27 protein-coding genes and 3 riboswitches are annotated in these 23962 nt (G+C 37.5%); of the genes, 4 read left to right on the top strand and 23 right to left on the bottom strand.

Annotation, left to right across the window (positions count from 1 at the left end; genetic code table 11):
* Position 1 precedes the first annotated feature (1 nt).
* Together nucF and hepT are read right to left on the bottom strand one after the other, a co-directional pair.
* Entirely contained in the window at positions 2-766 is a 765-nt protein-coding gene (nucF, locus tag J2R98_RS13095) for a 5' nucleotidase NucF (RefSeq protein ID WP_307069711.1), read from the bottom strand.
* A gap of 1 nt (position 767) precedes the next feature.
* A complete protein-coding gene (hepT, locus tag J2R98_RS13090) occupies positions 768-1217 on the bottom strand; it encodes a type VII toxin-antitoxin system HepT family RNase toxin (protein ID WP_307069709.1) in 450 nt (149 codons plus the stop codon).
* Positions 1218-1334: 117 nt separating this feature from the next.
* Between hepT and J2R98_RS13085 the strand changes: the two genes are divergently transcribed.
* Both J2R98_RS13085 and J2R98_RS13080 read left to right on the top strand, forming a co-directional pair.
* Positions 1335-1622, top strand: a complete 288-nt coding sequence (locus J2R98_RS13085; RefSeq protein WP_307069707.1) for an SAV0927 family protein — start codon at positions 1335-1337, stop codon at positions 1620-1622.
* A 16-nt stretch (positions 1623-1638) separates the two neighbouring features.
* Positions 1639-1908, top strand: coding sequence for a cytosolic protein (locus tag J2R98_RS13080; RefSeq protein ID WP_307069705.1), 270 nt, complete (start codon positions 1639-1641; stop codon positions 1906-1908).
* A 29-nt stretch (positions 1909-1937) separates the two neighbouring features.
* Here J2R98_RS13080 and J2R98_RS13075 read toward each other — a convergent pair whose 3' ends face one another.
* The gene (locus J2R98_RS13075) at positions 1938-2210 is read right to left on the bottom strand and encodes a YutD family protein (RefSeq protein WP_307069703.1); all 273 of its coding nucleotides are present in this window, start codon (positions 2208-2210) and stop codon (positions 1938-1940) included.
* A gap of 115 nt (positions 2211-2325) precedes the next feature.
* On the opposite strand from J2R98_RS13075, the gene J2R98_RS13070 reads away from it, so the two are divergent.
* Positions 2326-3306 carry a M23 family metallopeptidase gene (locus J2R98_RS13070; protein ID WP_307069701.1) on the top strand — a complete coding sequence of 327 codons (981 nt, stop codon included), beginning with the start codon at positions 2326-2328 and terminating at the stop codon, positions 3304-3306.
* Positions 3307-3351: 45 nt separating this feature from the next.
* On the opposite strand, the gene J2R98_RS13065 is transcribed toward J2R98_RS13070, so the two are convergent.
* The 15 genes from J2R98_RS13065 to J2R98_RS12995 all read right to left on the bottom strand — a co-directional run bounded on the left by J2R98_RS13065 (position 3352) and on the right by J2R98_RS12995 (position 19219).
* Complete coding sequence (locus tag J2R98_RS13065) at positions 3352-4770, bottom strand: sodium-dependent transporter (protein WP_307069699.1); 1419 nt, start codon at positions 4768-4770, stop codon at positions 3352-3354.
* Positions 4771-5101: 331 nt separating this feature from the next.
* Positions 5102-6643 (bottom strand): Na+/H+ antiporter NhaC family protein, encoded by a 1542-nt coding sequence (locus J2R98_RS13060; RefSeq protein ID WP_307069698.1) that lies wholly within the window; start codon positions 6641-6643, stop codon positions 5102-5104.
* Between the two features lie 128 nt (positions 6644-6771).
* Positions 6772-6940: riboswitch (Lysine riboswitch) on the bottom strand.
* Positions 6941-6998: 58 nt separating this feature from the next.
* Complete coding sequence (gene yunB / locus J2R98_RS13055; RefSeq protein ID WP_307069696.1) at positions 6999-7784, bottom strand: sporulation protein YunB; 786 nt, start codon at positions 7782-7784, stop codon at positions 6999-7001.
* Positions 7785-7858: 74 nt separating this feature from the next.
* On the bottom strand, positions 7859-8164 hold the full coding sequence (locus J2R98_RS13050) for a YunC family protein (protein WP_146818354.1): 306 nt from the start codon (positions 8162-8164) through the stop codon (positions 7859-7861).
* Positions 8165-8227: 63 nt separating this feature from the next.
* Positions 8228-9598 (bottom strand): bifunctional metallophosphatase/5'-nucleotidase, encoded by a 1371-nt coding sequence (locus tag J2R98_RS13045; protein ID WP_307069693.1) that lies wholly within the window; start codon positions 9596-9598, stop codon positions 8228-8230.
* A 19-nt stretch (positions 9599-9617) separates the two neighbouring features.
* Positions 9618-10448: a sulfite exporter TauE/SafE family protein gene (locus tag J2R98_RS13040; RefSeq protein ID WP_307069691.1), complete on the bottom strand. Its 831-nt coding sequence runs from the start codon at positions 10446-10448 to the stop codon at positions 9618-9620.
* A 165-nt stretch (positions 10449-10613) separates the two neighbouring features.
* Positions 10614-12011, bottom strand: coding sequence for a Fe-S cluster assembly protein SufB (gene sufB, locus J2R98_RS13035; RefSeq protein ID WP_307069689.1), 1398 nt, complete (start codon positions 12009-12011; stop codon positions 10614-10616).
* A gap of 34 nt (positions 12012-12045) precedes the next feature.
* Entirely contained in the window at positions 12046-12504 is a 459-nt protein-coding gene (gene sufU / locus J2R98_RS13030; protein WP_307069687.1) for a Fe-S cluster assembly sulfur transfer protein SufU, read from the bottom strand.
* On the bottom strand, positions 12494-13717 hold the full coding sequence (locus J2R98_RS13025; RefSeq protein ID WP_307069685.1) for a cysteine desulfurase: 1224 nt from the start codon (positions 13715-13717) through the stop codon (positions 12494-12496). Before J2R98_RS13025 ends, sufU begins: the two co-directional genes overlap by 11 nt.
* Positions 13717-15024 carry a Fe-S cluster assembly protein SufD gene (sufD, locus tag J2R98_RS13020; RefSeq protein ID WP_307069683.1) on the bottom strand — a complete coding sequence of 436 codons (1308 nt, stop codon included), beginning with the start codon at positions 15022-15024 and terminating at the stop codon, positions 13717-13719. Before sufD ends, J2R98_RS13025 begins: the two co-directional genes overlap by 1 nt.
* 19 nt (positions 15025-15043) lie before the next feature.
* A complete protein-coding gene (sufC, locus tag J2R98_RS13015) occupies positions 15044-15829 on the bottom strand; it encodes a Fe-S cluster assembly ATPase SufC (RefSeq protein WP_307069681.1) in 786 nt (261 codons plus the stop codon).
* Positions 15830-16259: 430 nt separating this feature from the next.
* On the bottom strand, positions 16260-16400 hold the full coding sequence (locus tag J2R98_RS13010; RefSeq protein ID WP_307069680.1) for a YuzK family famiily protein: 141 nt from the start codon (positions 16398-16400) through the stop codon (positions 16260-16262).
* Positions 16401-16637: 237 nt separating this feature from the next.
* Complete coding sequence (locus J2R98_RS13005; protein ID WP_307069678.1) at positions 16638-17465, bottom strand: MetQ/NlpA family ABC transporter substrate-binding protein; 828 nt, start codon at positions 17463-17465, stop codon at positions 16638-16640.
* A gap of 67 nt (positions 17466-17532) precedes the next feature.
* Positions 17533-18201 carry a methionine ABC transporter permease gene (locus J2R98_RS13000; protein ID WP_307069676.1) on the bottom strand — a complete coding sequence of 223 codons (669 nt, stop codon included), beginning with the start codon at positions 18199-18201 and terminating at the stop codon, positions 17533-17535.
* Positions 18194-19219 (bottom strand): methionine ABC transporter ATP-binding protein, encoded by a 1026-nt coding sequence (locus J2R98_RS12995; RefSeq protein ID WP_307069674.1) that lies wholly within the window; start codon positions 19217-19219, stop codon positions 18194-18196. The genes J2R98_RS13000 and J2R98_RS12995 overlap by 8 nt, the downstream gene beginning before the upstream one ends.
* 116 nt (positions 19220-19335) lie before the next feature.
* A riboswitch (SAM riboswitch) is annotated at positions 19336-19441 on the bottom strand.
* Between the two features lie 99 nt (positions 19442-19540).
* A riboswitch (SAM riboswitch) is annotated at positions 19541-19648 on the bottom strand.
* A gap of 142 nt (positions 19649-19790) precedes the next feature.
* Between J2R98_RS12995 and J2R98_RS12990 the strand changes: the two genes are divergently transcribed.
* A complete protein-coding gene (locus J2R98_RS12990) occupies positions 19791-20216 on the top strand; it encodes a TlpA disulfide reductase family protein (RefSeq protein WP_307069673.1) in 426 nt (141 codons plus the stop codon).
* A gap of 44 nt (positions 20217-20260) precedes the next feature.
* Here J2R98_RS12990 and J2R98_RS12985 read toward each other — a convergent pair whose 3' ends face one another.
* The 5 genes from J2R98_RS12985 to J2R98_RS12965 form a co-directional block, all read right to left on the bottom strand.
* A complete protein-coding gene (locus J2R98_RS12985) occupies positions 20261-20578 on the bottom strand; it encodes a thioredoxin family protein (protein WP_307069734.1) in 318 nt (105 codons plus the stop codon).
* Positions 20565-20945, bottom strand: a complete 381-nt coding sequence (locus J2R98_RS12980; RefSeq protein WP_307069671.1) for a toprim domain-containing protein — start codon at positions 20943-20945, stop codon at positions 20565-20567. Before J2R98_RS12980 ends, J2R98_RS12985 begins: the two co-directional genes overlap by 14 nt.
* A gap of 112 nt (positions 20946-21057) precedes the next feature.
* A complete protein-coding gene (gene gcvH / locus J2R98_RS12975) occupies positions 21058-21441 on the bottom strand; it encodes a glycine cleavage system protein GcvH (RefSeq protein WP_146818381.1) in 384 nt (127 codons plus the stop codon).
* A 78-nt stretch (positions 21442-21519) separates the two neighbouring features.
* A complete protein-coding gene (locus J2R98_RS12970; protein ID WP_307069668.1) occupies positions 21520-21876 on the bottom strand; it encodes an arsenate reductase family protein in 357 nt (118 codons plus the stop codon).
* A gap of 284 nt (positions 21877-22160) precedes the next feature.
* Positions 22161-23939: an acyl-CoA dehydrogenase FadE gene (locus J2R98_RS12965; protein WP_307069666.1), complete on the bottom strand. Its 1779-nt coding sequence runs from the start codon at positions 23937-23939 to the stop codon at positions 22161-22163.
* Positions 23940-23962: the final 23 nt, after the last annotated feature.

Raw genomic sequence — 23962 nt, 5'->3', positions numbered from 1 at the left:
TCTACACTTCCCATTCAGCCAGCGTTTCTACAGTGTACGTTGGTTGAATGTCTACTTCTTTTAAGTCCTCTTTAGACGTCACACCGGTTTGAACGTGTAGCGTATCCAAACCAGCGTTAATACCTGCCCTAATATCTGTATTGTAATTATCTCCTACCATAACAGCCTCTTCTGGTTTTACCCCTATTTCATTGAGTGCAACGTCAATCATTAAGCGCTCTGGCTTTCCTAAAATAATGGGTTCTTTTTGTGTTACTTGTTTGATCAAATTGACGTACGCTCCATTTCCTGGGACAAAGCCCTCTTCAGTTGGTACACGTATATCAGGGTTTGTAGCTACAAATTGTGCGCCATTTTGAATCATAAGACATGCTTCCTTAATCTTTTGATAACTGTTGTGACGGTCAATTCCAACGACAACATAATCCGGCTCATAATCAGTTATTGTGATTCCTTTATTTTCGAGTGCATCTTTTACACCCTCTTCCCCAATCATAAAAACATCCGCATTCTTCTGCTGCTGGTTAATATAGTTAGCTGCCGCTATAGAAGGTGTAAGCACTTGCTCTTCTTTAGCTTCAATTCCATGCTCTTTTAACTTCTCCACTGTCTTTTTTTGAGTGCGTGAAGAATTATTTGTAACAAACAAATGTGGAATCCCTTTTGCCTTTAAAGATTCTATAAAAGCTTTTGCTTCAGGAATGTGATCCTTTCCTCTATACACTGTTCCATCTAAATCGATAAAATACGCTTTATACTGTTTCAAGCTAAACTTCACCTTCTCTCTTTTTAAAGGCAGTTATTGGCCCCATTTCCTTTTCTAAGTATGTGAAAACGTGATTAGAAAATGTTTTAAGCGTTTTTATATGTTCGTTCATCTCTTCCACAATTTGAGTATGATTAATGTGTGTATATTCTTTAACTAACATGGTTCTTAAGGAAATGACATTTTTATAAGCTTTTTCTTCTTGTTGTGAGATTACTTTTTCATCAACTAAAATGTCAATAATGTCTTCATAACTACCTGGGTCTCGCATAATAAAACCATCAATCATCATGTTGCCAACATCAATGATTGATTCAATCGTCATGTGCACCATTCTTTCTAAAGCTAAATAATCTTGATCGCTTTCGAAAGTGTTTTGTTCATAAGTTTTTAAAAGTCGATCCATATATGATAATGTTTCATCAATTTTTTCTTGATCTACAAAATACATCGTAAACACGTCCTTTCAATCATTAGTTTACCACATTTAACTTTATAAATTGTATCCTCATAATTTTTCAAAATCGAGGCATGCTATAACCGAAGAATATTACAGGAGCTGAGACTTATGCTTAACAGAACTCTTACAGATGAAACGAACGAAGCTCAAATTCGCTACGTTAGTTTTATGGGAGATGCAAGGCGTTATGACATTGCAATAGTTAAAAGCGACCGTGATCATGATAAAAGTTTAATTATTGACTTACAGAAATCGCGTTACACAGAAGTATGCGACTCTCAAATTGAAGACATTGATTACTTTTGCCACTTCTTACACTTAAATAACTACGAAGCAGAAGAATTACATGGATATTTGTCTAATGTATTTAATGAAGGGTCCACTGCTGTTAACTAAATAAGGAGGTTATACAGTGGGAAAACGAAAAAAACATGATGACTTCGCAACAGTCGAAGTACAACAAAATTATCAAGTACCTGAAGAGTTTCCCGATGGTAACTATGGGCAACCTGATGATCAACCTTTACAAGAAAGAGAGCACGATCCAAAGCGAAGACATTTTTCAGCCTTTAACTACGAAAATAAACAATTACACGAAGATTTACCAAGAAAATATCCTTTTGCTCATAAACCAGAAAATTTCCCGCACGATGAAGGTTTAGATGACGAACGTAAAAAATGACCGGAACTCGTTATGAGTTTTCCGGTCATTTATTGTTCGATTCTCTTTAAGACGAAATAAGCACAGCCAAAATTACAGTACTCATATAAGTAATCCTCTAATGTCGAGATTTTTGTATCATATGTAGCTTTCTGATTATGATCATCATAAAATCCTTTTAGCCTAAGTTGTCCGAATCCCCAATCACCAACAATATAATCATATTTCGTTAAAATATCTGTGAATCGCTCCTCTAACACTTCTTGTTGAAAGCCATCACGGTAATTATATATTAATTCATAAGTTTGTCCTTGTAATTCCATTCGTATCACCTCTGCATAACCTAGTGTACCATAAATTCATTGTTAAACGCTCTCATGTTTTTAAAAAAGATGAACACACTAAACAATAGACTTGATTCAAAAGGGGTTTATATATATGATCCATAGCAGTATATTCAAGCTTTTGATTACAACCATACTTATTTCGATCATCATAACGACTTATAATTTTGAAAATCTAAAAGCAGAAGAAAATGAAGTATCTATTCATGAAGAGCGTGTTCAACTATATAAGAAAACTGAGGCTTTAACAAATGTACCGTGGTATATTTTAGCGGCTGTCGACCAGTATGAACGAAATGTAAATAATGTAGATGATGAGGAACGAATAACTGGAATACAAGTTCCCGAGGATAAATGGTATGGCTTCTTAGAATTTGACTCTGAGAGAAAGCATTTAGAATCTACCGTTCAAATGTTTGAAGGAATCGGGAAGGATGGGAATGGAAACGGCTATGCTGAATCTAACAATGATGAAGATGCTTTATTTACAGTAGGATTGTACATTTACGAAGAGCTGGGCAATGGAAAAACTTATGATGAAATTTTTGAAATGTTTTTCGGTCGAGAAAAAGCAGCTTCGTTAATAAATCAATATGCACAGATCTTTAAACACTTTAATACAACTGACTTACATGAACGCGTTTTTCCTATACCTAAATACCATAACTACTCGTACCGCTCTACTTGGGGCGCTGGAAGAGGTTATGGTGGAAGACGCATTCATGAAGGAACAGATATATTCGCATCTTATGGAACACCCGTAAGATCTGTTTCATATGGGATTGTTGAAGTTAAAGGATGGAACCGCTATGGCGGATGGCGTGTAGGAATTCGTGATACACAAAACATCTACCACTACTATGCTCACCTAAACGGTTTTGAAGACGGCATTGAAGAAGGGACAATGGTAGAACCTGGAGATGTCATCGGTTATGTCGGTGCATCTGGTTATGGACCTGTCGGAACATCAGGAAAATTCCCGCCACATTTACATTATGGCATGTACCGTGATAACGGAAAGTATGAGTGGGCATTTGATCCATATCAGTCATTAAAAAGATGGGAAAGAAATTAAAAAAACATGAGCCTGAAGTTCAGGCTCATGTTTTAATATTAAAACTTATAGAAAGTAATTAATCATTTGGATGATTAAGTAGCTCATAGACTCCTCTGTAGCAATAAACATGTTATAGAAGTTATTCAAAACAATATACAGAATACCGACTGGTGCTACAATTCTTAAGAACCAAATCCAAATGGCACCGATCGTTGTCTCTTGTAAACCTGTTTCGCGTAATACTTCGATCTTATTCCAGCCCCAACCTACAAATAGCGCTGTGATCATACCACCTAGTGCTAATGTATATTGGTCAGTAATTGTATCAATAAGGTCTAAGAAAGATAATCCAAGGATTTCTTGACTTAATGGTCCTCCTTGCGATAACGCTGATGGAACACCGAAAGCTGCAATGATAATACCAGCTGTTAAAGCTGCTTTCCTACGGCTCCAATCAAACTTACGCATAGCCCAAGATACGCCAACTTCTAATAGTGAAATCGCAGAAGATAATGCTGCAATACCTACTAAGAAGAAGAAAAGAATACCGAAGATTGTACCGCCAGTTCCCCATTGTCCGAATGCTTCAGGCAATGTGATAAATATAAGCTCAGGCCCAGCTGATGGGTCTAAACCGAACGTAAATACAATCGGGAAAATCATTAATCCTGCAAAAATTGCAAATAAAGTATCTAAAGTTACAATGGTACCTGCTGCACTTGGAAGCTTTGTTTCTTTAGGTAAATAAGAAGCATATGTGATCATCGCCCCCATACCTAGAGATAAAGTAAAGAATGCCTGACCAATCGCCATACCCCATACTTCCATATTACCTAATTGTCCGAAATCAGGTGAGAACATGAAATTCATCGCCTCACCAGCACCGTCCATCGTTAAACCATAAATCGCTAAAATAACTACTAGTAAAGCTAATAACGGCATAAATGTACGGTTCGCAAGCTCAATACCTTTCTTAACACCGAAGTATACAACTCCAATTACAACCGCCATAAATAATAATTGCCAGAATACTGGGCCAAGAACTCCACCGAGCTCACCACTTCCACCAATGAACCCTAAAAAGTAATCGGCATATCCACCTTGTTCAACGCTACCTGCAGAACCAGATAGATAACTAAACACATAGTAGAATACCCAACCTGCAATTACGCCATAGAAAGATAAAATTAGTGAACCGGATAAAACACCTAAAATACCGCCGAGTTTCCACCATTTACCTGGTGCAATTTTCTCAAAGGATCCGATTGCATCTGATTGACCTTTTCGGCCAACTGTAATTTCAGCTAGTAATACGGGTAAACCGATTAAGAAGATACAAATAATATAAGCAATTAAAAATGCAAATCCTCCACCTTCTCCTAGTACATAAGAGAAGCGCCAAATGTTACCTAGACCTACTGCCGAACCAACAGCTGCTAGGATAAAACCGAGCCTTGTAGCCCACTGTTCACGTCCCTGCATAACCATATTCCCCTTTCGTTTGCTAAATTTTATTGGTACATGATCTTGCTTGTTTACTTTTATGTACCAACCCTCTCAAAATAAATATATTAACTATTTTGTTTTATTATAATTTTTTGACAATTTTTTTGCAAGCTTTTTAAGAAAACAATATATTGTCTTAGTCAAAAAGTCATAATTTTAATAATCCTTTGAGAGAGCAACGGTATTTATATTAACAACAAACGACACAATATGGCAACAGTTGATTTAAAATTTTTAAATAATTTAGTTTGTGTAGAATTAAGAGTATAAAAAAGCACAAAAGGGATCACCCTCTTGTGCTTTTCTATTACTTAATAAATTGTTTTATTAGTAAAACAAATCCTACTAATATAATTAAAGTCGTCACTAAGCCGACAATAACAGAACTCGTTAATGCTAATGCTAGATAACCAATTGTTGCTGAAACGGCTGCAGTTAATGCATAAGGAATTTGAGTAATCACGTGGTCTATGTGATTAGATCCTGCACCTGTTGATGACAGTACGGACGTATCTGAAATTGGTGAGCAGTGATCTCCAAATACTGAACCAGCTAACACAGCTGCTAATGCAGGAATGAGTAAGCCTGGCTCAAGCGCAACAGCCATTGAACCTGCTATTGGTAACATTAAACCAAATGTTCCCCAAGATGTTCCCGTCGCAAACGCCATAACACCGGCAACTAAGAAAATAATCAATGGTAAATAGGCAGCATCTAAGTTTGCTTCCTCAACTAGAGACACTAAATATTGATCAGTTCCAATCGCTTCTATAACAGATACAATCATCCATGCTAGTACTAAAATGTACACAGCTGGAAGCATTGCTTTAATACCCTCCCAAGTAACTAAGAAGAAGTTTGTTTTCTCACCTTGTTGAGCGAAGTAAAATAGCATCGCCACTACGACTGAGAAAGTACCACCTAAGACTAGTGACAAGTTGACATCTGTATTGGCAAAGATCGAAACTAATGACACTTCATCTTCTGAAGCTTGAACACCTGTAACAATCATTGAAGTAACAGTCGTTACAAGTAAGACGAGAATTGGAATTAGTAAGTTGTATACTTTACCATTAATATTCTCAATGACGCCACCTTTAAGGTCACCAGGTACATCTGAATTGTTTGGATCAATCAGTTCGCCTGTGTCTTGAGCACGGACTTCATGCTTTTTCATCGGTCCGAAGTCCAACTTAAAGTACACGGCTAAGAAAACTAAAACAATCGCTGCAATCGCATAGAAGTTATAAGGTATCATTTGAATAAAGGCTTCTAAAGCGCCAATATTCGTTAACTCATGTGTTGCAATGATCGTTGCAATGATTCCAATAATATAAGCACCCCAACTTGAAATTGGTGTTAATACCGTAACTGGTGCTGATGTGGAATCAATCAAATAAGCAAGTTTTGCGCGAGAAACATTTTGACGGTCCGTTACTGGTCGAGAAACTTGGCCGATCGTTAAACTATTAAAATAATCATCGATAAAGATTCCAAGACCTAAAAACCCTGTTGTATATTGCGAGCCTTTACGTGTTTTAATACGATTCACAGCCCAATTACCGAAAGCTTGTGCGCCTCCAGTAGCTGTTAGAAACGCTATTAAGATCCCAAGTAATAATAAGAAGGCGACTAATTGAAGACTCCAAATATCCCATTCACCTTCCATAAAGAATAAATGTTGAAAAGAAAACCAGATTGTTTCAACCGTAGCTACAATATTGAAACTTTCAACCATTAAAGCTCCGACAATAATTCCAGCCCCTAATGACAATAGTACTTTACGAGTAAGTAATACAAGTACGATCATCACTAACGGGGGAATCAATGACCAAATTGTTCCTTCCATGTTTATTTCCTCCCTTTTTGTTTTCCGAGAATTCCGCTTCTCTTCACTATGCTCAAATATTAATTTTTGAGCAATAAAAAAAGTAATGATAGAGAAATCTACCATTACTTTTGAAAGTCGGTTATTTCTCGATCAGTAGCTCCCCGCTTCTCACGCGAGAGTGTACCCCTTGTTCAGAAATACACCAATACTCAAATATTGACTAATTGAGTACTTCGGCACTTACCCCTTTCACATATGATCTTCGTTGTCATCCTCACATATGTTAGTCATGATAAGCGCACCTCTACCTCATCGATCGATAAGGTTATAAGTTTATTTGATTTTCACACAAGAGATAATATATCATGCCTAACTACTCTTGTAAATCCCTAAATGGAATAGAAACATTTGGAGAATCAGTTGCCCCTTGGTTGTAGAAATCAGGCACTTGTCCTTGAACAACGCCGACAAAAACAGGTACATTCGTTTCCACTTCTGTCGTACGCGTTGCAAATGGGATTACAATTTGGACGTTTGCTTGAATATGAATATCTAATTCAATTAAAGCATTATTAATCCCATACTCTGTCACTCTTCTTTCTACATCAGACTGCACATCACCGATTACTCTAAAATGTACCGGGACTTGTGGACCTAAATTTGCAAGTAAAGCATTATTAGTCGCTTGACCGATTGGGATCCTCACAATAGCGCGATGTTCTTCTACCGTATCTTCTTGAATAATAATATCATCGTCTAAATCAAAATTTAACGTATCTTCTGGTGTGATTTCACCACGTTCAATTCGCTTTAAGAAGTTTTGCACGCGAAAGGTCGTATTACGCAACACACGATTAATGACGACACTATTCCAATTTAATGAAACGATGTTGCCATTAGTATCTGTTTCAATATCAAGCAGCTCTTCAGCTTGTAAGTCATCAGCAATTCGTTTACTAACTGCTTCATTAATCGCTTCTCGTGCGAATTGATTCGTTTTCGTTTCAGCAATTTCAATTAATGTTGGCTCAATACCACGGTTAATAATCCATACAGATAAAATGATGGCCACTATAAATGATATAAATGTCAACATGAGGATTTGGCTAAACGTCTTCGGTTTTCTCCTGTTCCAAGTTCTCGGTTTGTATCGACGCACGTAAAAACCCCCTCTACCTAAACTATATGCTCTAGGTTAAGGGGGCATGTATAAATGTCGGAGGGCCTAACGAATTATTTTAAAGAAAGTAATGCTTGCTTACCAATCATTCCTTCATACCATCCGTACTTCTCCTCAGAGTATTTCGTAACTTTTTGTAAAGGGGCATATAATAATTCATCTCGGTTACGAACACCTACAGCACGCGCTGCGACAATTTGACGGTCGTGTAATTTTTCATTTAACAAATCGACATCTAAAGCACCGCACATAATATACCCGATGTCATTCGAAATAATAAGTAAGTCTGTTTTAGGTAATTCCACATGAGTGAAAGTAAAAGCGTGATCCTCTATCCAAATTGGCTCTACGTGAATCAATGACACCAACCTCCTTCTCCTTATAAGTTATGAATGGAGAAAAAAAGTAGTGCCTGTCTAATTTCAGCTTTTAGACAAGCACTCCTCTAATACATCACGTAAAAATTCTGGCATATAATATTTCTTTTCATTAACTTTTGAAATTGGTGGAATAAGCCAAGGGAAAGAAAACGTATCAGCTGTTGCTAACGTGTAACTTTTATTTGGATTAACAATTTCACCGTTTAAATACACTTTTTGTATTTTATTAGAATAATAATTGTGATCAAAAGTGATATTTGAATAAATCATTTTACCAATCACTTGCCCTCGAAAACCTAATCCTTTTAACTTAAAGTTAGTGAAGCGTTCACTCTCAAAAAGTTTAATTGTCTCAACCAACTCTTCACCCGTTAACACCATTTTACAAGGATTCATCGGATGTGGACAGCTTTCATGGACGTGTTTTTTTGTGACTGCACCAACATTAAAACCTTGTAATAGGACCCCTGAATTTAGTGCAGCAGCATCTGCGCCGGTCCAATCTTTAAGCGTTTTTACAAACTCACTCATGATTTCGCTTTCTTCAAACCAGCTAATCTCATATGGATGCTCAAGGTTAGTAACCACTTGATTAAGTTGATCATTAGCATATGTTTCCAACTCATTTAAGTACGTCACTGTTTCGGCATCAACTGTAGCTGGGATTGGAAGAGCTTCACCAGTAGCTGATAGTTTAGCATCGTTATGGTCAATGACTAAATTAACATAACCAAAAAAACGACCTTGCTTACCGACAGCGTTTATTAGTGTACCATTTACTTTTTTCGCTTCTTCATAAAGGTGATGAGTATGCCCACCAAAAATTACATCAACTGGATATTTTTCAGCAATCGCCTCTTCATCGTACATTCCTAAATGGGACATCACAACGATTAAATCACATTCATTTCGTAAGAATGGGATATACTGATCTAACTTAGCATAAGGATCTGTTACGTCCCAATCTAATTGCTCATAAAACTTTTTAAATGGGGCCGTTAAACCGATGACGCCTACTTTTGTTTGATTTGGTGTTGTGTAAATTTCATAAGGCTTTAACCAAAATGGGCTCGGTGCATCTGAAGGTCTTAAATTAGCACAAACGACATCAAATTGTGCATCATCATATAAATGATACAAATTATCCTTTGGCAACGTAATACCTTCATTATTGCCTAATGTAACCGCATGGTAGTTCGCTTTATTTAAAAGCTTTACGTTAGCTTGTCCTAAAGTCGCTTCACTAATGGGATGGACGCGATCAACGTGATCACCATTATCAAATAATAAATAGTGCTCACCATCAACTTTGTGCTGCTCTATTTTTTTATTAATTGAGTCCATTATGTGAGGCCAATATTGAAAGTGGCTATGTAAGTCACTTGTAAAATATAGATGGATTTGTTCTTTCATTCAGATTAATCTCCTTCATTTAGAAAGACTGTATTATTAATCTTATGCCGATTATAATCATAACAATTCTTAAAATCCACTCAATAATATTACTATTTAAGCGCTGATTGACGACCGCTCCTAAATGTCCACCAATCCATGCGCCTGGTATAGCAGCTAACGTAAATGCCCATATGACATGCCCTGCTGCAATGTGCGCACTTGAAGAAACGACACTTGAGAAGAAGATCATAAACATAGAGGTTGGCGCTGCAATATGTGCTGGGAAACCAAATAGCAAGATCATGGCTGGTACCATTAGTGAACCGCCACCTACTCCAAATAACCCTGACATCATACCGACAAAATAAGCAATAAATATACCTAAAATAGCGGAATAAGAATATGTCGTACTTTTTCCATATAAATCAAATGTTCTTGTCACGCGAAAACGTCCAGGTTTTACATTAGGAAGTGTCGGTTCCTTCACTAACTTCTTCTTAACAAAAAACATACTCACGACGACAAGCATGAGCATACCGAAATATAACTGAAATGCATCAATATGTACAAATTGATTAATATAAACACCCGTTAATGCTCCAGGGATACTTCCAATTAAGAATAACGTCCCGCTATAAACATCTACTCGTTTACGTTTTAAGAATGTCAATGTAGAAGATAGTCCTGTGAAGATCATGACGATTAACGACATGGCAACAACATTTTGAGGTGTAACCCAAGAGAAGCTATCATTAAACTCAGCAAAAAACAATAAAACCGGAACAAAAATAACGCCTCCACCTAAACCAGCAATGCTGCCGACGAAAGCACTTAATAATCCGATTATAAACATTATGATAAAGACCATTATAATATCCCTTCATTCTTTGAGGTATTCACTAGATGTTATACATCACGCCTTCTATATTATCATAAAAGGCAAATATTATGTTAATTTGTTTTGCTGACACAATTGCTTTATCAATTTAAAAAGGCGAGCTTTTATAAGCTCGCCTTTACTGAAAAGTGTTTATTAACCGATTGAACCTTCCATTTCGAACTTGATTAGGCGGTTCATTTCTACAGCGTATTCCATCGGCAACTCTTTCGTAAATGGCTCGATGAAGCCCATTACGATCATTTCAGTTGCTTCTTCTTCTGAAATACCACGGCTCATTAAATAGAATAGTTGCTCTTCAGATACTTTAGAAACCTTCGCTTCGTGCTCTAATGAAATGTTTTCGTTAAGCACTTCGTTGTAAGGAATTGTATCTGACGTTGATTCGTTATCTAAGATTAACGTATCACATTCGATATTTGAACGAGCACCTTCTGCTTTCTTACCGAAGTGTACAATACCACGATACGTTACTTTACCACCTTGTTTAGAGATCGATTTAGAAACGATCGTTGATGACGTGTTCGGTGCTAAGTGGTGCATTTTCGCACCAGCATCTTGGTGCTGTCCTTTACCAGCTAATGCAATGGAAAGTGTCATACCACGTGCACCTTCACCTTTTAGAAGCACTGCTGGATACTTCATCGTAAGTTTAGAACCTAAGTTACCGTCAACCCATTCCATTGTTGCATTCTCTCCAGCTGAAGCACGCTTCGTAACTAAGTTATAAACGTTGTTTGCCCAGTTTTGGATTGTTGTATAACGGCAATAAGCATCTTTTTGTACATAAATTTCAACAACTGCGCTGTGCAGTGAGTTTGTTGTATAAACAGGTGCTGTACAACCTTCAACATAGTGTACTGATGCACCTTCATCTACAATAATGAGTGTACGCTCAAACTGACCCATGTTTTCTGAGTTAATACGGAAGTAAGCCTGTAATGGCGTCTCAACCTTCGTATTCCTCGGAACATAGATGAATGAACCACCAGACCATACTGCAGAGTTCAATGCTGAGAACTTGTTATCAGATGGTGGAATAACTTTACCGAAATACTCACGGAATAGTTCTTCGTTTTCTTGAAGTGCTGTATCTGTATCCTTAAACACAACGCCCATATCCTCAAGTTCTTGTTCCATGTTGTGGTATACAACTTCTGATTCATACTGTGCTGATACACCAGCTAAATACTTTTGTTCTGCTTCAGGGATTCCTAAACGATCAAACGTCTGTTTAATCTCCTCAGGTACTTCATCCCAAGAACGTTCAGTTTGTTCGGATGGCTTAACGTAATAAGTGATTTCATCAAAATCTAATTCGTTTAAGTCTCCACCCCATTGCGGCATAGGCATGCTGTGGAATTGTTCAAACGCTTTTAAGCGGAATTCTAACATCCATTCAGGTTCGTCCTTTTGTCGTGAAATTTCACGCACAACATTTTCTGTAAGGCCTCTTTCAGTACGGAAAATGGATACGTCACGATCATTAAAACCGTACTTGTAATCACCGACTTCAGGTGCTTTCTTAGCCATACTTTCACCCTCCTTCAAAGATTGTAAGCAAGCATTATGATCCTTGCTTGTCGTCCTTTTCAACACCTTGCTCCATTGCTTTCCAAGCTAATGTCGCACATTTAATTCGTGCTGGGAACTTTGAGACACCTTGTAATGCTTGAATGTCACCTAGGCTATCAATATCGAACTCGTAACCTTCCATTTCTTTACCAAGCATCATATCTGAGAACATTTCAGAAATTTTCAAAGCATCCTCTATAGGTTTATCAATTATAACTTGTGTCATCATAGATGCAGAAGCCATGCTAATGGAACAACCTTCTCCTTCATACTTAGCATCTCTAACAACACCGTTTTCTACTTTTAGTTGTAAGTCTATACGATCGCCACAAGTGGGATTGTTTAGCTCGACTGTTATATGGTCACCTTCTAATTGTCCTCGATTACGTGGATTTTTGTAGTGATCCATAATAACTTGTCTGTAAAGTGTATCTAAGTTATTAAAAGACATCGCCGAAATACTCCTTCGCTTTCTTAAGTCCTTCGACAAATACATCAACGTCTTGCTTACTATTATACATGTAAAAACTAGCTCGTGCAGTTGCAGCAACTTGTAGATGTTTCATTAATGGTTGTGCACAATGGTGACCTGCTCTTACAGCAATACCTAATGAATCTAATGCTGTCGCTAAGTCATGTGGATGCACGTCATCTAAATTGAACGTCACTAATCCTGCACGCTCTTTTGGTCCATATATAATAATACCGTCGATTGTATTCATCTGCTCTAGTGCATATTGTACCAGTTCATGCTCATGTTTTTCAATTTGATCCATGCCAATTTCATTCAAGTAATCAATAGCTGCACCTAAACCAATTGCACCAGCAATGATTGGTGTACCACCTTCGAATTTCCACGGTAGGTCTTTCCAAGTTGAATCATATAGTTCAACGAAATCAATCATTTCACCACCAAATTCAACTGGTTCCATCTCTTCTAGAAGAGATTGTTTACCGTATAGAACCCCGACACCTGTTGGGCCACACATTTTATGAGCAGAGAAAGCGTAGAAGTCTACGTCTAATTCTTGAACATCCACACGCATATGAGGAACACTTTGTGCACCATCAACAACAATTACAGCATCATTTTCATGAGCTATTTGAGCTACTTCTTTAATCGGGTTAATCGTCCCTAGCACATTAGATACATGTGCCATAGCAACGATTTTTGTCTTTTCTGTTACCATTTCACGAACATCTTCTAACGAGATTGTTCCATCCTCTTGTAATGGTAAATACTTCAATGTAGCCCCTGTAGCTTTCGCTGCTTGTTGCCAAGGGATGATATTACTATGGTGTTCCATTAAAGTTAAAACTATTTCATCGCCTTCAGACAGATTTGTACGAGCATAACTGTAAGCAACCGTATTAAGAGCTGTTGTCGTACCACGCATGAAAATTGTCTCTTTTATACTTGAAGCATTAATAAAGTTTTTAACTTTTTCACGAGCACCTTCATATCCATCTGTAGCGTGTGAACCGAGTGTATGCACACCACGGTGAACATTGGAGTTATAACGTTTGTAGTAGTCTTCTAACGCCTCAATAACCGACTTTGGTTTTTGAGACGTTGCAGCACTATCTAAATAGACTAACGGATGTTCATTGACTTCCTGATCTAAAATCGGAAAGTGGCTACGAACATAATCCAAGTTTGTCATTAGTATACTTTCCCTTCAATTACTTCACGAAGTTGTGTTTGTACTGTTTCGATTGGAATTTCTCTAACAACAGGGTCTAAGAAACCGTGAATAACTAAGCGTTCTGCTTCTTTACGGCTAATACCACGACTCATTAAATAGAACAGCTGTAATGGGTCAACACGACCAACAGATGCTGCGTGACCTGCTGTTACATCATCTTCATCGATTAGTAGAATTGGGTTCGCATCACCACGCGCACCTTCAGAAAGCATTAGGACGCGAGACTCTTGCTCAGCGTTTGATTTAGATGCGCCGTTTTCAACTTTACCAATTCCGTTAAAAATTGAAGCTGCACGGTCTTTCATAACACCGTGTTGTAGAATATACCCTTCAGAAGCCTTACCATAGTGACGGATATTTGCTGTGAAGTCTTGGCTTTGGTTACCACGCCCTACTGTTACAGCTTTAGCGTGTGATAACGAATTATCACCCATTAAGTTCGTAATGTTCTCAGAAATTGTGTTACCGTCATTCATTTGACCTAATGCCCATTCTAATGTTGCATCACGGCCAACTGTTCCACGACGGTTAACGTAAGAAGTCGTACCTTTTGCGAAGTTATCAACTGCACCATAAGATACTTTTGCACCATCTAAAGCAAATACTTCGCTTACGGTATTGGCTACCGTTTCTTCTTCTTCGTTGTTTGAAACATAGTTTTCTACATAAGTTACTTGGCTATGCTGATCAGCAACTAATAATACGTGATTATAAAGCGCCGCTTCATTGTCTTCTTGCCAGAACACAACTTGAATTGGCTCATCTACGACTACGTTTTTCGGAACGTATAAAAATACACCACTATTTAATAGCGCAGCATGGCGTGCTGTTAACTTGTTTTCATCAATAGAGACACCATCTTGCATGAAGTATTTTTGAACTAAGTCACTGTGTTCTTCCATAGCTGTAAAGATGTCTTCAAAGATGACACCTTTTGCTTTCAAGTTTTCACTTAACTTTGCATAAGCAACATCGCTATTACGAACAACGATTAAGTTGCGCTCTTCAACGCCTTCACCTAGAAGTACACGAATTTTTTCAGGTAGTTCATCAAAGCTTTCGATGTTGTTACCTGCTACATCGTGCTTGAAATTCGTGAAATTCCAGTTACGAATGCGCGTTTTTTCTAATTTAGGCATTGGCAGCTCTTCGGCTAAATCAAATGCCTTTAAGCGAATATCTTTAAACCAAGCTGGTTCGTTTCGTTTCTCTGAATATTCCGTGACATATTGCTTGTCATAAGGTAAATGTGTTTCCACTGCCATTCGTTACCCTCCTATCGTGTTATGCTTTTTGGCCAACTGTTTCGTCGTCAATTCCTAGTTCTTCTTTAATCCAGTCATAACCTTCAGCCTCTAGTTGGTGTGCAAGTTCTGGACCACCAGATTTAACAACGCGACCTTGCATCATAACGTGTACGTGATCTGGTGTAATATAGTCAAGTAGACGCTGATAGTGTGTAATGATTAAGCAACCAAATTTCTCGTCACGCATTTGGTTAATACCATTAGATACTACTTTTAACGCGTCAATGTCTAGACCAGAGTCAATTTCGTCTAAAATTCCGATTGCTGGCTTTAACATCATAAGCTGTAAAATTTCGTTACGCTTTTTCTCACCACCAGAGAAACCTTCGTTTAGGTAACGCTGTGCCATATTTTTATCGATTTCTAATGAATCCATTGTTGCGTCCATTTCTTTAATGAACTTCATTAATGGAATCTCATCGCCTTCTTCGCGTTGTGCGTTAATAGATGAACGTAAGAAATCAGAGTTCGTTACACCACTGATCTCACTTGGATACTGCATTGCTAGGAATAGACCAGCTTGAGCACGCTCATCAACTTCCATTTCAAGTACATCTTCACCATCTAAAAGTACTTGACCTTTAGTTACTTCATACTTAGGGTGACCCATAATAGCACTAGCTAAAGTTGATTTACCTGTACCATTCGGTCCCATTACTGCGTGGAATTCTCCACCATTAATTGTAAGGTTAACACCTTTTAATATCTCTTCTCCTTCGATTTCAACATGAAGATCTTTAATCTCTAAAGTTGATCCTGCCATTTGAATACCTCCAATTTCTATTAATTCAATGTCTGGTTATTCTCAATTTATTATCATTATTAGTTTAAAACATTTCCAAAGTATTATCAACTTATTCACTAAGAATAACCAACCATTACCTACCTTCTCCATTATAGTAAAAAATACGACGAATTTAAATGAAAACCGCTTCAATGCAACAAAACAGTTTATATAAATGAGAATTTCTTTTTTTAAATTGATAAGGACTGATTACTCATTTTTATACGAACTACATCAATTTTTTCGCTTTGACTTTTCCTAACCCTTACTTAACCCTGTTATAAGAAGTCATATCCCTGAAAAAAAACGCGACCTCGATTAAATCGAGGTCGCTCACTAAAGGTCTTTTCTATAAATAAAATGTGGTATCAACTAAATTAACTTTTTCAAATAATTATCATATATTGTATTAACGGTGAATCATCCGATCAACTTCTGAAACCATCACTTGTGATTTTTGGTATTCTTGCTCTCTGCGTTTCTCAACAGCCAGTCTGTAATCTAATTTTCGACTATACTCTTGGTACCCAATTCCATGAGACTGTTGCATCGCTTTCTCCATATCACTTGTGTAATTCATGTCAATCTGTAAAATGACTAGATCATCCTTTCGTTTTGTTTACATTTATAAGAATAACACGTGACAAGTTTATTCTAAAAATGTGATTTAAAGAGATTATTATAGCTGAAGAAGGGTGTGAACATATTCAATTATGTTCACACCCTTTCTATGCATAATACATATAAGATGCTCTAATTTATTAGCAAATACTCTAAATTTGGAAAATTATTCGTTTACGGGAACAATCGCACCTTCATATTCTTCTTCCATAAATGTTTGAATTTCCTCTGAGCGTAGTACTTCCACTAATGTGTGTAACGCTTCTAAATCTTCATTCTCTGCACGCGTTGCAATAACGTTTGCATATGGTGATTCTGAACCTTCTAGAATAACTGCATCTTCAGTTGGCACAAGTCCTGCTTCAATTGCATAGTTCGTGTTAATCGCTACAAGTGCATCTTCTTCACGCTCATAAAATTCAGGTAGTAAGCCTGCTTCAATGCTTGGATCAAATTCTAAATTGTATGGGTTCTCTACTACATCGTCAATCTCAGCTGCAACTGGATCAACTTCTGGGTCAATTTCAACTAGACCATTTTCTTGTAGTAAAGATAAGATACGTCCGTGATCAGCAACTGAGCGACTCATTATAACTTCTGTACCTTCTTCAATTTCATCTAAGTCTGTAATGTTTTTAGAATAAATCCCCATTGGTTCAATATGAATGCCACCAAGATGAACGAAATCATAACCAACCTCTGCAATTTGATCCTCTAAATAAGGAATATGTTGAAAGTAATTGGCATCTAATGTGCCGTTCTCTAAATCCTCATTAGGTAGGACATAATCTTGATAAACTTCAACCTCTAACTCAATACCCTCTTCCTCTAGTAAAGGCTTAGCTTCTTCTAGTACTTCAGAGTGAGGTACGTTTGTTGAACCAACTGTAATTTCAACTGGGCCTTCGTCTCCTCCTTCTGCTTCACCTGTTCCGCATGCTGCTAATACAACAGCTAAAAATGCTACTAATAGTGCTGAATATAATTTTTTCATCTGTAAAACTCCCCTCAAATTTTAAATATATTATTATAAACAAGTTTGTGCTATAACAAGCTTGTTATTAACGATGGTCGACTTTTCTTGAAGACCAATCTCCAAGAAATTGAAAGATAAATACAATGACAACGATAAAGACAGTGCATAAAAAGACAACATCAAAGTTACGGCGTTGGAACCCTTGCATGTAAGCTAAGTCACCTAGACCGCCTGCTCCAATTACACCAGCCATCGCTGTATAACTAATCAGCGCGATCGCTGTAACGGTAATACCAGAGATTAACGCTGGCATCGATTCTGGTAATAGTACTTTAAAAATGATCGTATGAGCTTTAGCACCCATTGCTTGTGCCGCTTCAATAACACCTTTATCCACTTCTTTTAACGCAATTTCAACAAGTCGTGCGTAGAACGGTGCTGCACCAATGATAAGTGCTGGTAATGCGGCGTTTGGTCCACGGATTGTACCTACTAAAAAATCAGTAAATGGGAATAATAATAAAATTAATATAATAAACGGAATCGCTCGGAAAATGTTAACGACTGATGCGGTAATTGAATTAATAATTGAGTTTTGCCATAAGTTCCCGCGATTCGTTAAATACAATAACAACCCTAGCAATATTCCTAAAATAAATGTGCCAACGACTGAAATGATCGTCATGTAGAACGTTTCATAAGTCGCAACCCACATTTGATCCATTTGCACATTTGGAAATATGTCATTAAACATGCTTTAACACCTCTACTTCCACACCAGAAGCTTCGATATATTGAATCGCTTCTTGAATCACTTTCGGTTCGCCTTTTATTTCAACGTAAAGAGTTCCATAAGCGCCTTCTTGTGTCGGTGAAATCGAACCTTGCAGTATATTGATTGCAACATCGAGCTGCTTTGATACTTCACTAATGAGCGCACGCTTTGCATTGTTGCCGATAAAGTGTAATTTAACAACTTCTGATTGTTGATCATCTGTTATAAATTCATCTAAACGGTCAATTTGATGTTCGAGCGGGCTTAACTGCTGTACGAAACGTTTCGTCGTCTTCGATTGTGGCTTAACAAAAACATTTAGCACTTCACCTTGCTCAACAACTTGTCCTTGCTCCATAACAGCCACCCTATGGCAAACCTTTTGAATCACATGCATTTCGTGTGTAATTAAAATAATCGTTAAATTCAACTTTTCATTAATTGAAACTAATAAGTCTAAAATGTCATCTGTAGTCTCAGGATCTAATGCTGAAGTTGCCTCGTCACAAAGTAATACTGTCGGATCATTTGCTAACGAGCGAGCAATTCCTACACGCTGCTTTTGACCACCACTTAGTTGTGACGGATAAGAATTTTCTCGTCCTTTTAAACCAACAAGTTCAATTAACTCTTGAACCTTTTCTTCTCTTTCGTTTTTCGCAACTCCCGCAATTTCTAACGGAAAAGCAATATTTTCAAACACTGTACGTGACCAAAGTAAATTGAAATGTTGGAAGATCATCCCGATTTTTTGACGTTGTTTTCGTAACGGCTCTTTCTTTAATGCTGCAATATCTTGATCATCTAAAATAATTTCTCCTTCAGATGGATCTTCGAGACGATTGATTAAACGGATGAAAGTACTCTTCCCCGCTCCGCTATAACCGATGACACCGAATATTTCACCTTTTGGAATATCGATTGAAACATCATCAACAGCTTGCACGGTTTGATCTTTCATTTTAAACACCTTTGACAGGTTTTTTATAGAAATCAATTTATTCCCCTCCTAGAGCGAACGGTTCGCCGGTTCAGTCGTATTTTTCTAAAATAAGAAAACCCCTCTGCTCGATAAGAGAACAGAGAGGTTAAGAAATGGCTAACCTTTTTGTTCTCTTATCTTTCAAAGCATTGCTTTGAAGGAATTAGCACCTATTATGCAAAGCATAACGGTTGCCGGGCTTCATCGGGCCAGTCCCTCCACCACTCTTGATAAGAGATTAATATTTATTATTTTAGTAGTTTTATACGTTACTAGACTAATGTGTTAACAAATAAAAAAACTCCCTTGTAAGAACAAGAAAGAGTACGGATCTCAATCTTATCTTACAATGTGTAAACATTGTAGGAATTAGCACCTATTATGCAGAACATAACGGTTGCCGGGTTTCGTAGGGCCTTTTCCCTCCACCACTCTTGATAAGAATTTAATTATTCAACTTTCGATAAATTGTATGTTAGCATAGGTTATGGAACTCGTCAATTAAATTTTTAATAAAAGTATAAACCTTTTCTTTTAAATTTTGTTTGAATTAAAATTATAGAAAATATGAAAAAGGATGAGAATCATGAAAGCACCATTATTTGAGCTACCATATTTAGATCGAGATGAAACATTCAAATTAGAAGACGTCATCGGTGAAAAAGTCGTCATTTTAACATTTTGGGTATCTTGGTGCCCTGATTGTTCCAGAGATATGCCGAAAAAAGAACAGTTCTATAAGACGATGCGTAACGACAATATTGAAATGCTAACAATCAACGTGCCAGGACGTGAGCGTGAAGAAGGTGAAGCGCAAAAATTCCATGACCAATTTTTAACGCAACCGACTTTAAAAGATCGCGGCACAGAAGTTTATGATCTCTTTGAATGCGACTCTGTTCCAACTACTATTGTCATTGACCTTGAAGGTAATATAGTAGGCAGATTCGGAGATAAAGACGACTTTGTAGAAGTCATTAAAATCGTTGGGAGCTACTTCCCAGCTCGGTAAGAAATAAGGCTCTGTTGAAGGTTCGAATAAACCTTTAACAGAGCCTATTTTTCAATTAAGTAAGGACCCATTTCTTTTAATAAATAAGGAACTGAGTTAAATGTATAAAGCCTGTCCACGGGTTCGCCTTCCTTGAATACAATCAAACAAGGAACACTTTTAATATTAAAATGCTGCATAAAATCAGGAGCCAACGTAGCATTTAATTCAAAGAATGACTCCTTCTCTAATGTTTCCTCAATGTAAGTCAACATCCTCTTCGCCACTTTACACGTACCACAAAAAGGACTATTAACAAATAAAATATGATAGCTTTTCTTCCGAATAATAAACTGTGCTTGCTCTCGATTAATTTCTTGCATCACGTTCTGACCCTTTCAAATAGTTTGTCTTCACGTTAAAGTTAGCTGATTGCAATATTGATGCTAACACGTGCTCAGGTGTATCTTCAACTTGACGATACTTTGGGTCAATGAACAAGTTTTCCGCATGGGAAAGTTCTTGGTTCAACAATTTACGCAACTTTTTCCCTGGATCATCTGTGTCTGTAAAGATAAATACATCACGGTCAAAAAGCATATACTCATCAATTAATTCATCTAAAGCAAAAGCACTTAACGTGCCATAAGTACAAATGATTTCCTCTTTATTCGCCAACACTTTTTCGATCTTTTTTCGATCTTGCTTACCTTCAACGATTAATACTTGTTGCAACGTTTCCATTTCCATAATTCACACCTACTTGTCATTCATGTGAAGGTATTACTCAATAATATTATATTGCCCAGAAGTACTAAAAAGACTGATCCTATTAATAGGAATCAGTCTTTCGTACATTATATTATTCGTCTTCAGTCATTTCTTTATAAGCATCAGCATCCATTAAGTCATCTAGCTGTGATCTGTCACTCGGCTCAACCACAACCATCCATGCTTGCTCATAAGGAGATTCATTTACATATTCAGGGCTGTCCTCGAGCTCTTCGTTTACTTCAACTACTTTACCTGTAACAGGAGCATAAAGCTCTGAAACTGTCTTAACAGATTCAACGCTACCAAATGGCTCGTCTAATTCGATTTCGTCACCTACTTCTGGCAACTCAACAAAAACGATATCACCCAGCTCTGATTGTGCGAAGTCTGTAATTCCGATGCGTAGTTTTTCCCCTTCTTCTTTTACCCATTCGTGCTCTTCAGAATAACGTAAGTCTTTTGGTAAACTCATTTCTGACCCTCCATTAATATCGATATCACATATTTATCATACAACAAACAGCTAGTTAATGCATTACTCTCTAGCTTTTTATTTCCAAGTTTGGTCAAATTGCTCTTCTTTAAAACCTACCGTTACTTGTTCACCATCTGTTGTGATTGGGCGCTTAATTAACATACCATCAGATGCGAGTAAGTCAATTTGATCTGTTTCAGGCATATCTTTCAGCTTATCTTTCAACTCCAATTCACGATATTTCTTACCTGATGTATTGAAAAACTTCTTCACAGGTAAGTCACTCTTTTGAATAAGGTCTTCTAACGTTTCTTTCGAAGGTGGATTGTCCACAATATGTACAGATTCATATGACACTTCATTTTCATCTAGCCATTTAAGAGCTTTGCGACACGTTCCACACTTCGGATACTGATAAACGGTTAAAGCCATATATGACACCTCCTTAATGTGAGTTTACCATAAAGAATCGAATCGCTCACTTGAAAAGCATAGGTCGTAATATCCATAAATCAGCGAACGCCGATATAAATCAGCGTTCGCTGATATATTTATTTTTTCGCCGATATAATTAGTTTTTCGCCGGAATATTATAATTATCGCCGAATTATAGGCTTTTTCGCCGATATATCTTCAAAATCGCTGATATAACAGTTTCTACCAAATCAAAAGCACTAACCGCCATTATAGCGGTCAGTGCTTTGATCGATTAATGATTATACGAAGTACTTTTCTTCTTCGATTAACGTGCTTGCGATCTCACGCTTCTTCTCAATAACGTTAATGTGCTCGCGACGTGTTAACTTACGAAGTGCTGATAGCATCATACGTAGGTTATCGCCTTCTTCTACAGCAATTAACGTTTCTTTCGCATGAGCTTCAATGTTGTTTAACGTTTCTTCTACGAATACTTGAGTGTAAAGAAGCTTCTGTTTGCTCTTCTCTTCACCGTCTCTTGCAATAGCTTTTGCTGTACGTAAAACAGCTGATTCCATGTTATAAACGTCCGCTGCAATGTCTGCAATGTTAGATAGTAACTCTTGTTCTTGCTCTAATTTTTCTTGGTACTTTTGAGCAGCAATACCAGCTGCTAGTAAGCCGATTTTCTTCGCGTTACCAACAAGGTATTTCTCTTGTTCTAATGCTTCGTCACCTGGAGTTTCTGGCATCATCGCCATTAGTTCGTTTTGTAGTCCCATTGCTTTTTCTAGCAATGGAAGTTCACCTTTCATCGCTTTCTTCATGAACGTTCCTGGTACAATTAGACGGTTAATTTCGTTCGTACCTTCGAAAATACGGTTAATTCTTGAGTCACGGTAAATGCGCTCTACTTCATACTCTGCCATAAAGCCGTAACCACCATGAATCTGCACCGCTTCGTCAGCTACATAGTCTAATAGTTCAGTTGCTGTATACTTGTTCATTGAACACTCAATCGCATACTCTGCAATACCTTTTGCTACTTGAGAACCGTCGTTAAGCTCTTCTTTAGAAAGCTGACCTAGACGTGATTCAAATAGACCTACTGTACGGTATACTGCACTTTCGTTAGCGTACGTTTGTGTCGCCATGTTCGCTAACTTCTCTTGAATTAATGAGAAGCTTGAAATTGGTGTTTGGAACTGTTTACGCTCATTTGCGTACTGAACAGCTAATTCTAGTGCACGCTTAGCACCACCAACACCACCGATTGCTAGCTTATAACGCCCTACGTTTAAGATGTTGAATGCGATCACGTGACCACGGCCAATTTCACCTAATACGTTTTCAACTGGCACTTGTGCATCCTCAAGTACTAGCGTACGAGTTGAAGAAGACTTAATACCCATCTTCTTCTCTTCTGGACCAGTTGAAACGCCTGGGAAGTCACGCTCTACGATAAATGCAGAGAATTTCTCTCCATCAATTTTAGCGTATACAACGAAAACATCAGCAAATGCAGAGTTTGTGATCCACTGCTTTTCACCGTTTAACACGTAATGAGTACCTTCTTCGTTCAGTACTGCTGTTGTTTTAGCACCTAATGCGTCTGAACCTGAACCTGGCTCAGTAAGTGCGTATGCTGCAATCTTCTCACCCGTCGCTAGTGAAGGAAGGTATTTTTGCTTTTGTTCTTCGTTACCGAAAAATACGATTGGAAGTGAACCGATTCCAACGTGAGCACCGTGTGTAATTGAGAATCCACCTGCAAGTGCCATCTTCTCAGTTACTAATGATGATGTGATCTTATCAAGCTCTAGACCACCATATTCTTCTGGTACGTCAATACCTAGTAAACCTAGTTCACCTGCTTTTTGTAAAAGCGTGACTGACTTATCAAATTCGTGATTCTCTAAGTCTTCTAGTACTGGCCATACATCGTTTTTAATATATTCTTCAGTCGTTTTAGCAATCATTTTATGCTCATCTGTAAAATCTTCAGGTGTTAAAACCTCATCTGGATCTACATCTTCAACTAAGAATGAGCCACCTTTTAATAACTTTTCATCGATCATTCTAATTCCCCCTATAAGTTTAT

It is taken from the genome of Alkalibacillus filiformis, from assembly GCF_030814115.1.
GTDB lineage: Bacteria > Bacillota > Bacilli > Bacillales > Alkalibacillaceae > Alkalibacillus > Alkalibacillus filiformis.
Note: the sequence above shows the minus strand (reverse complement) of the source record. Positions and strands in the feature narration are given on the sequence as shown.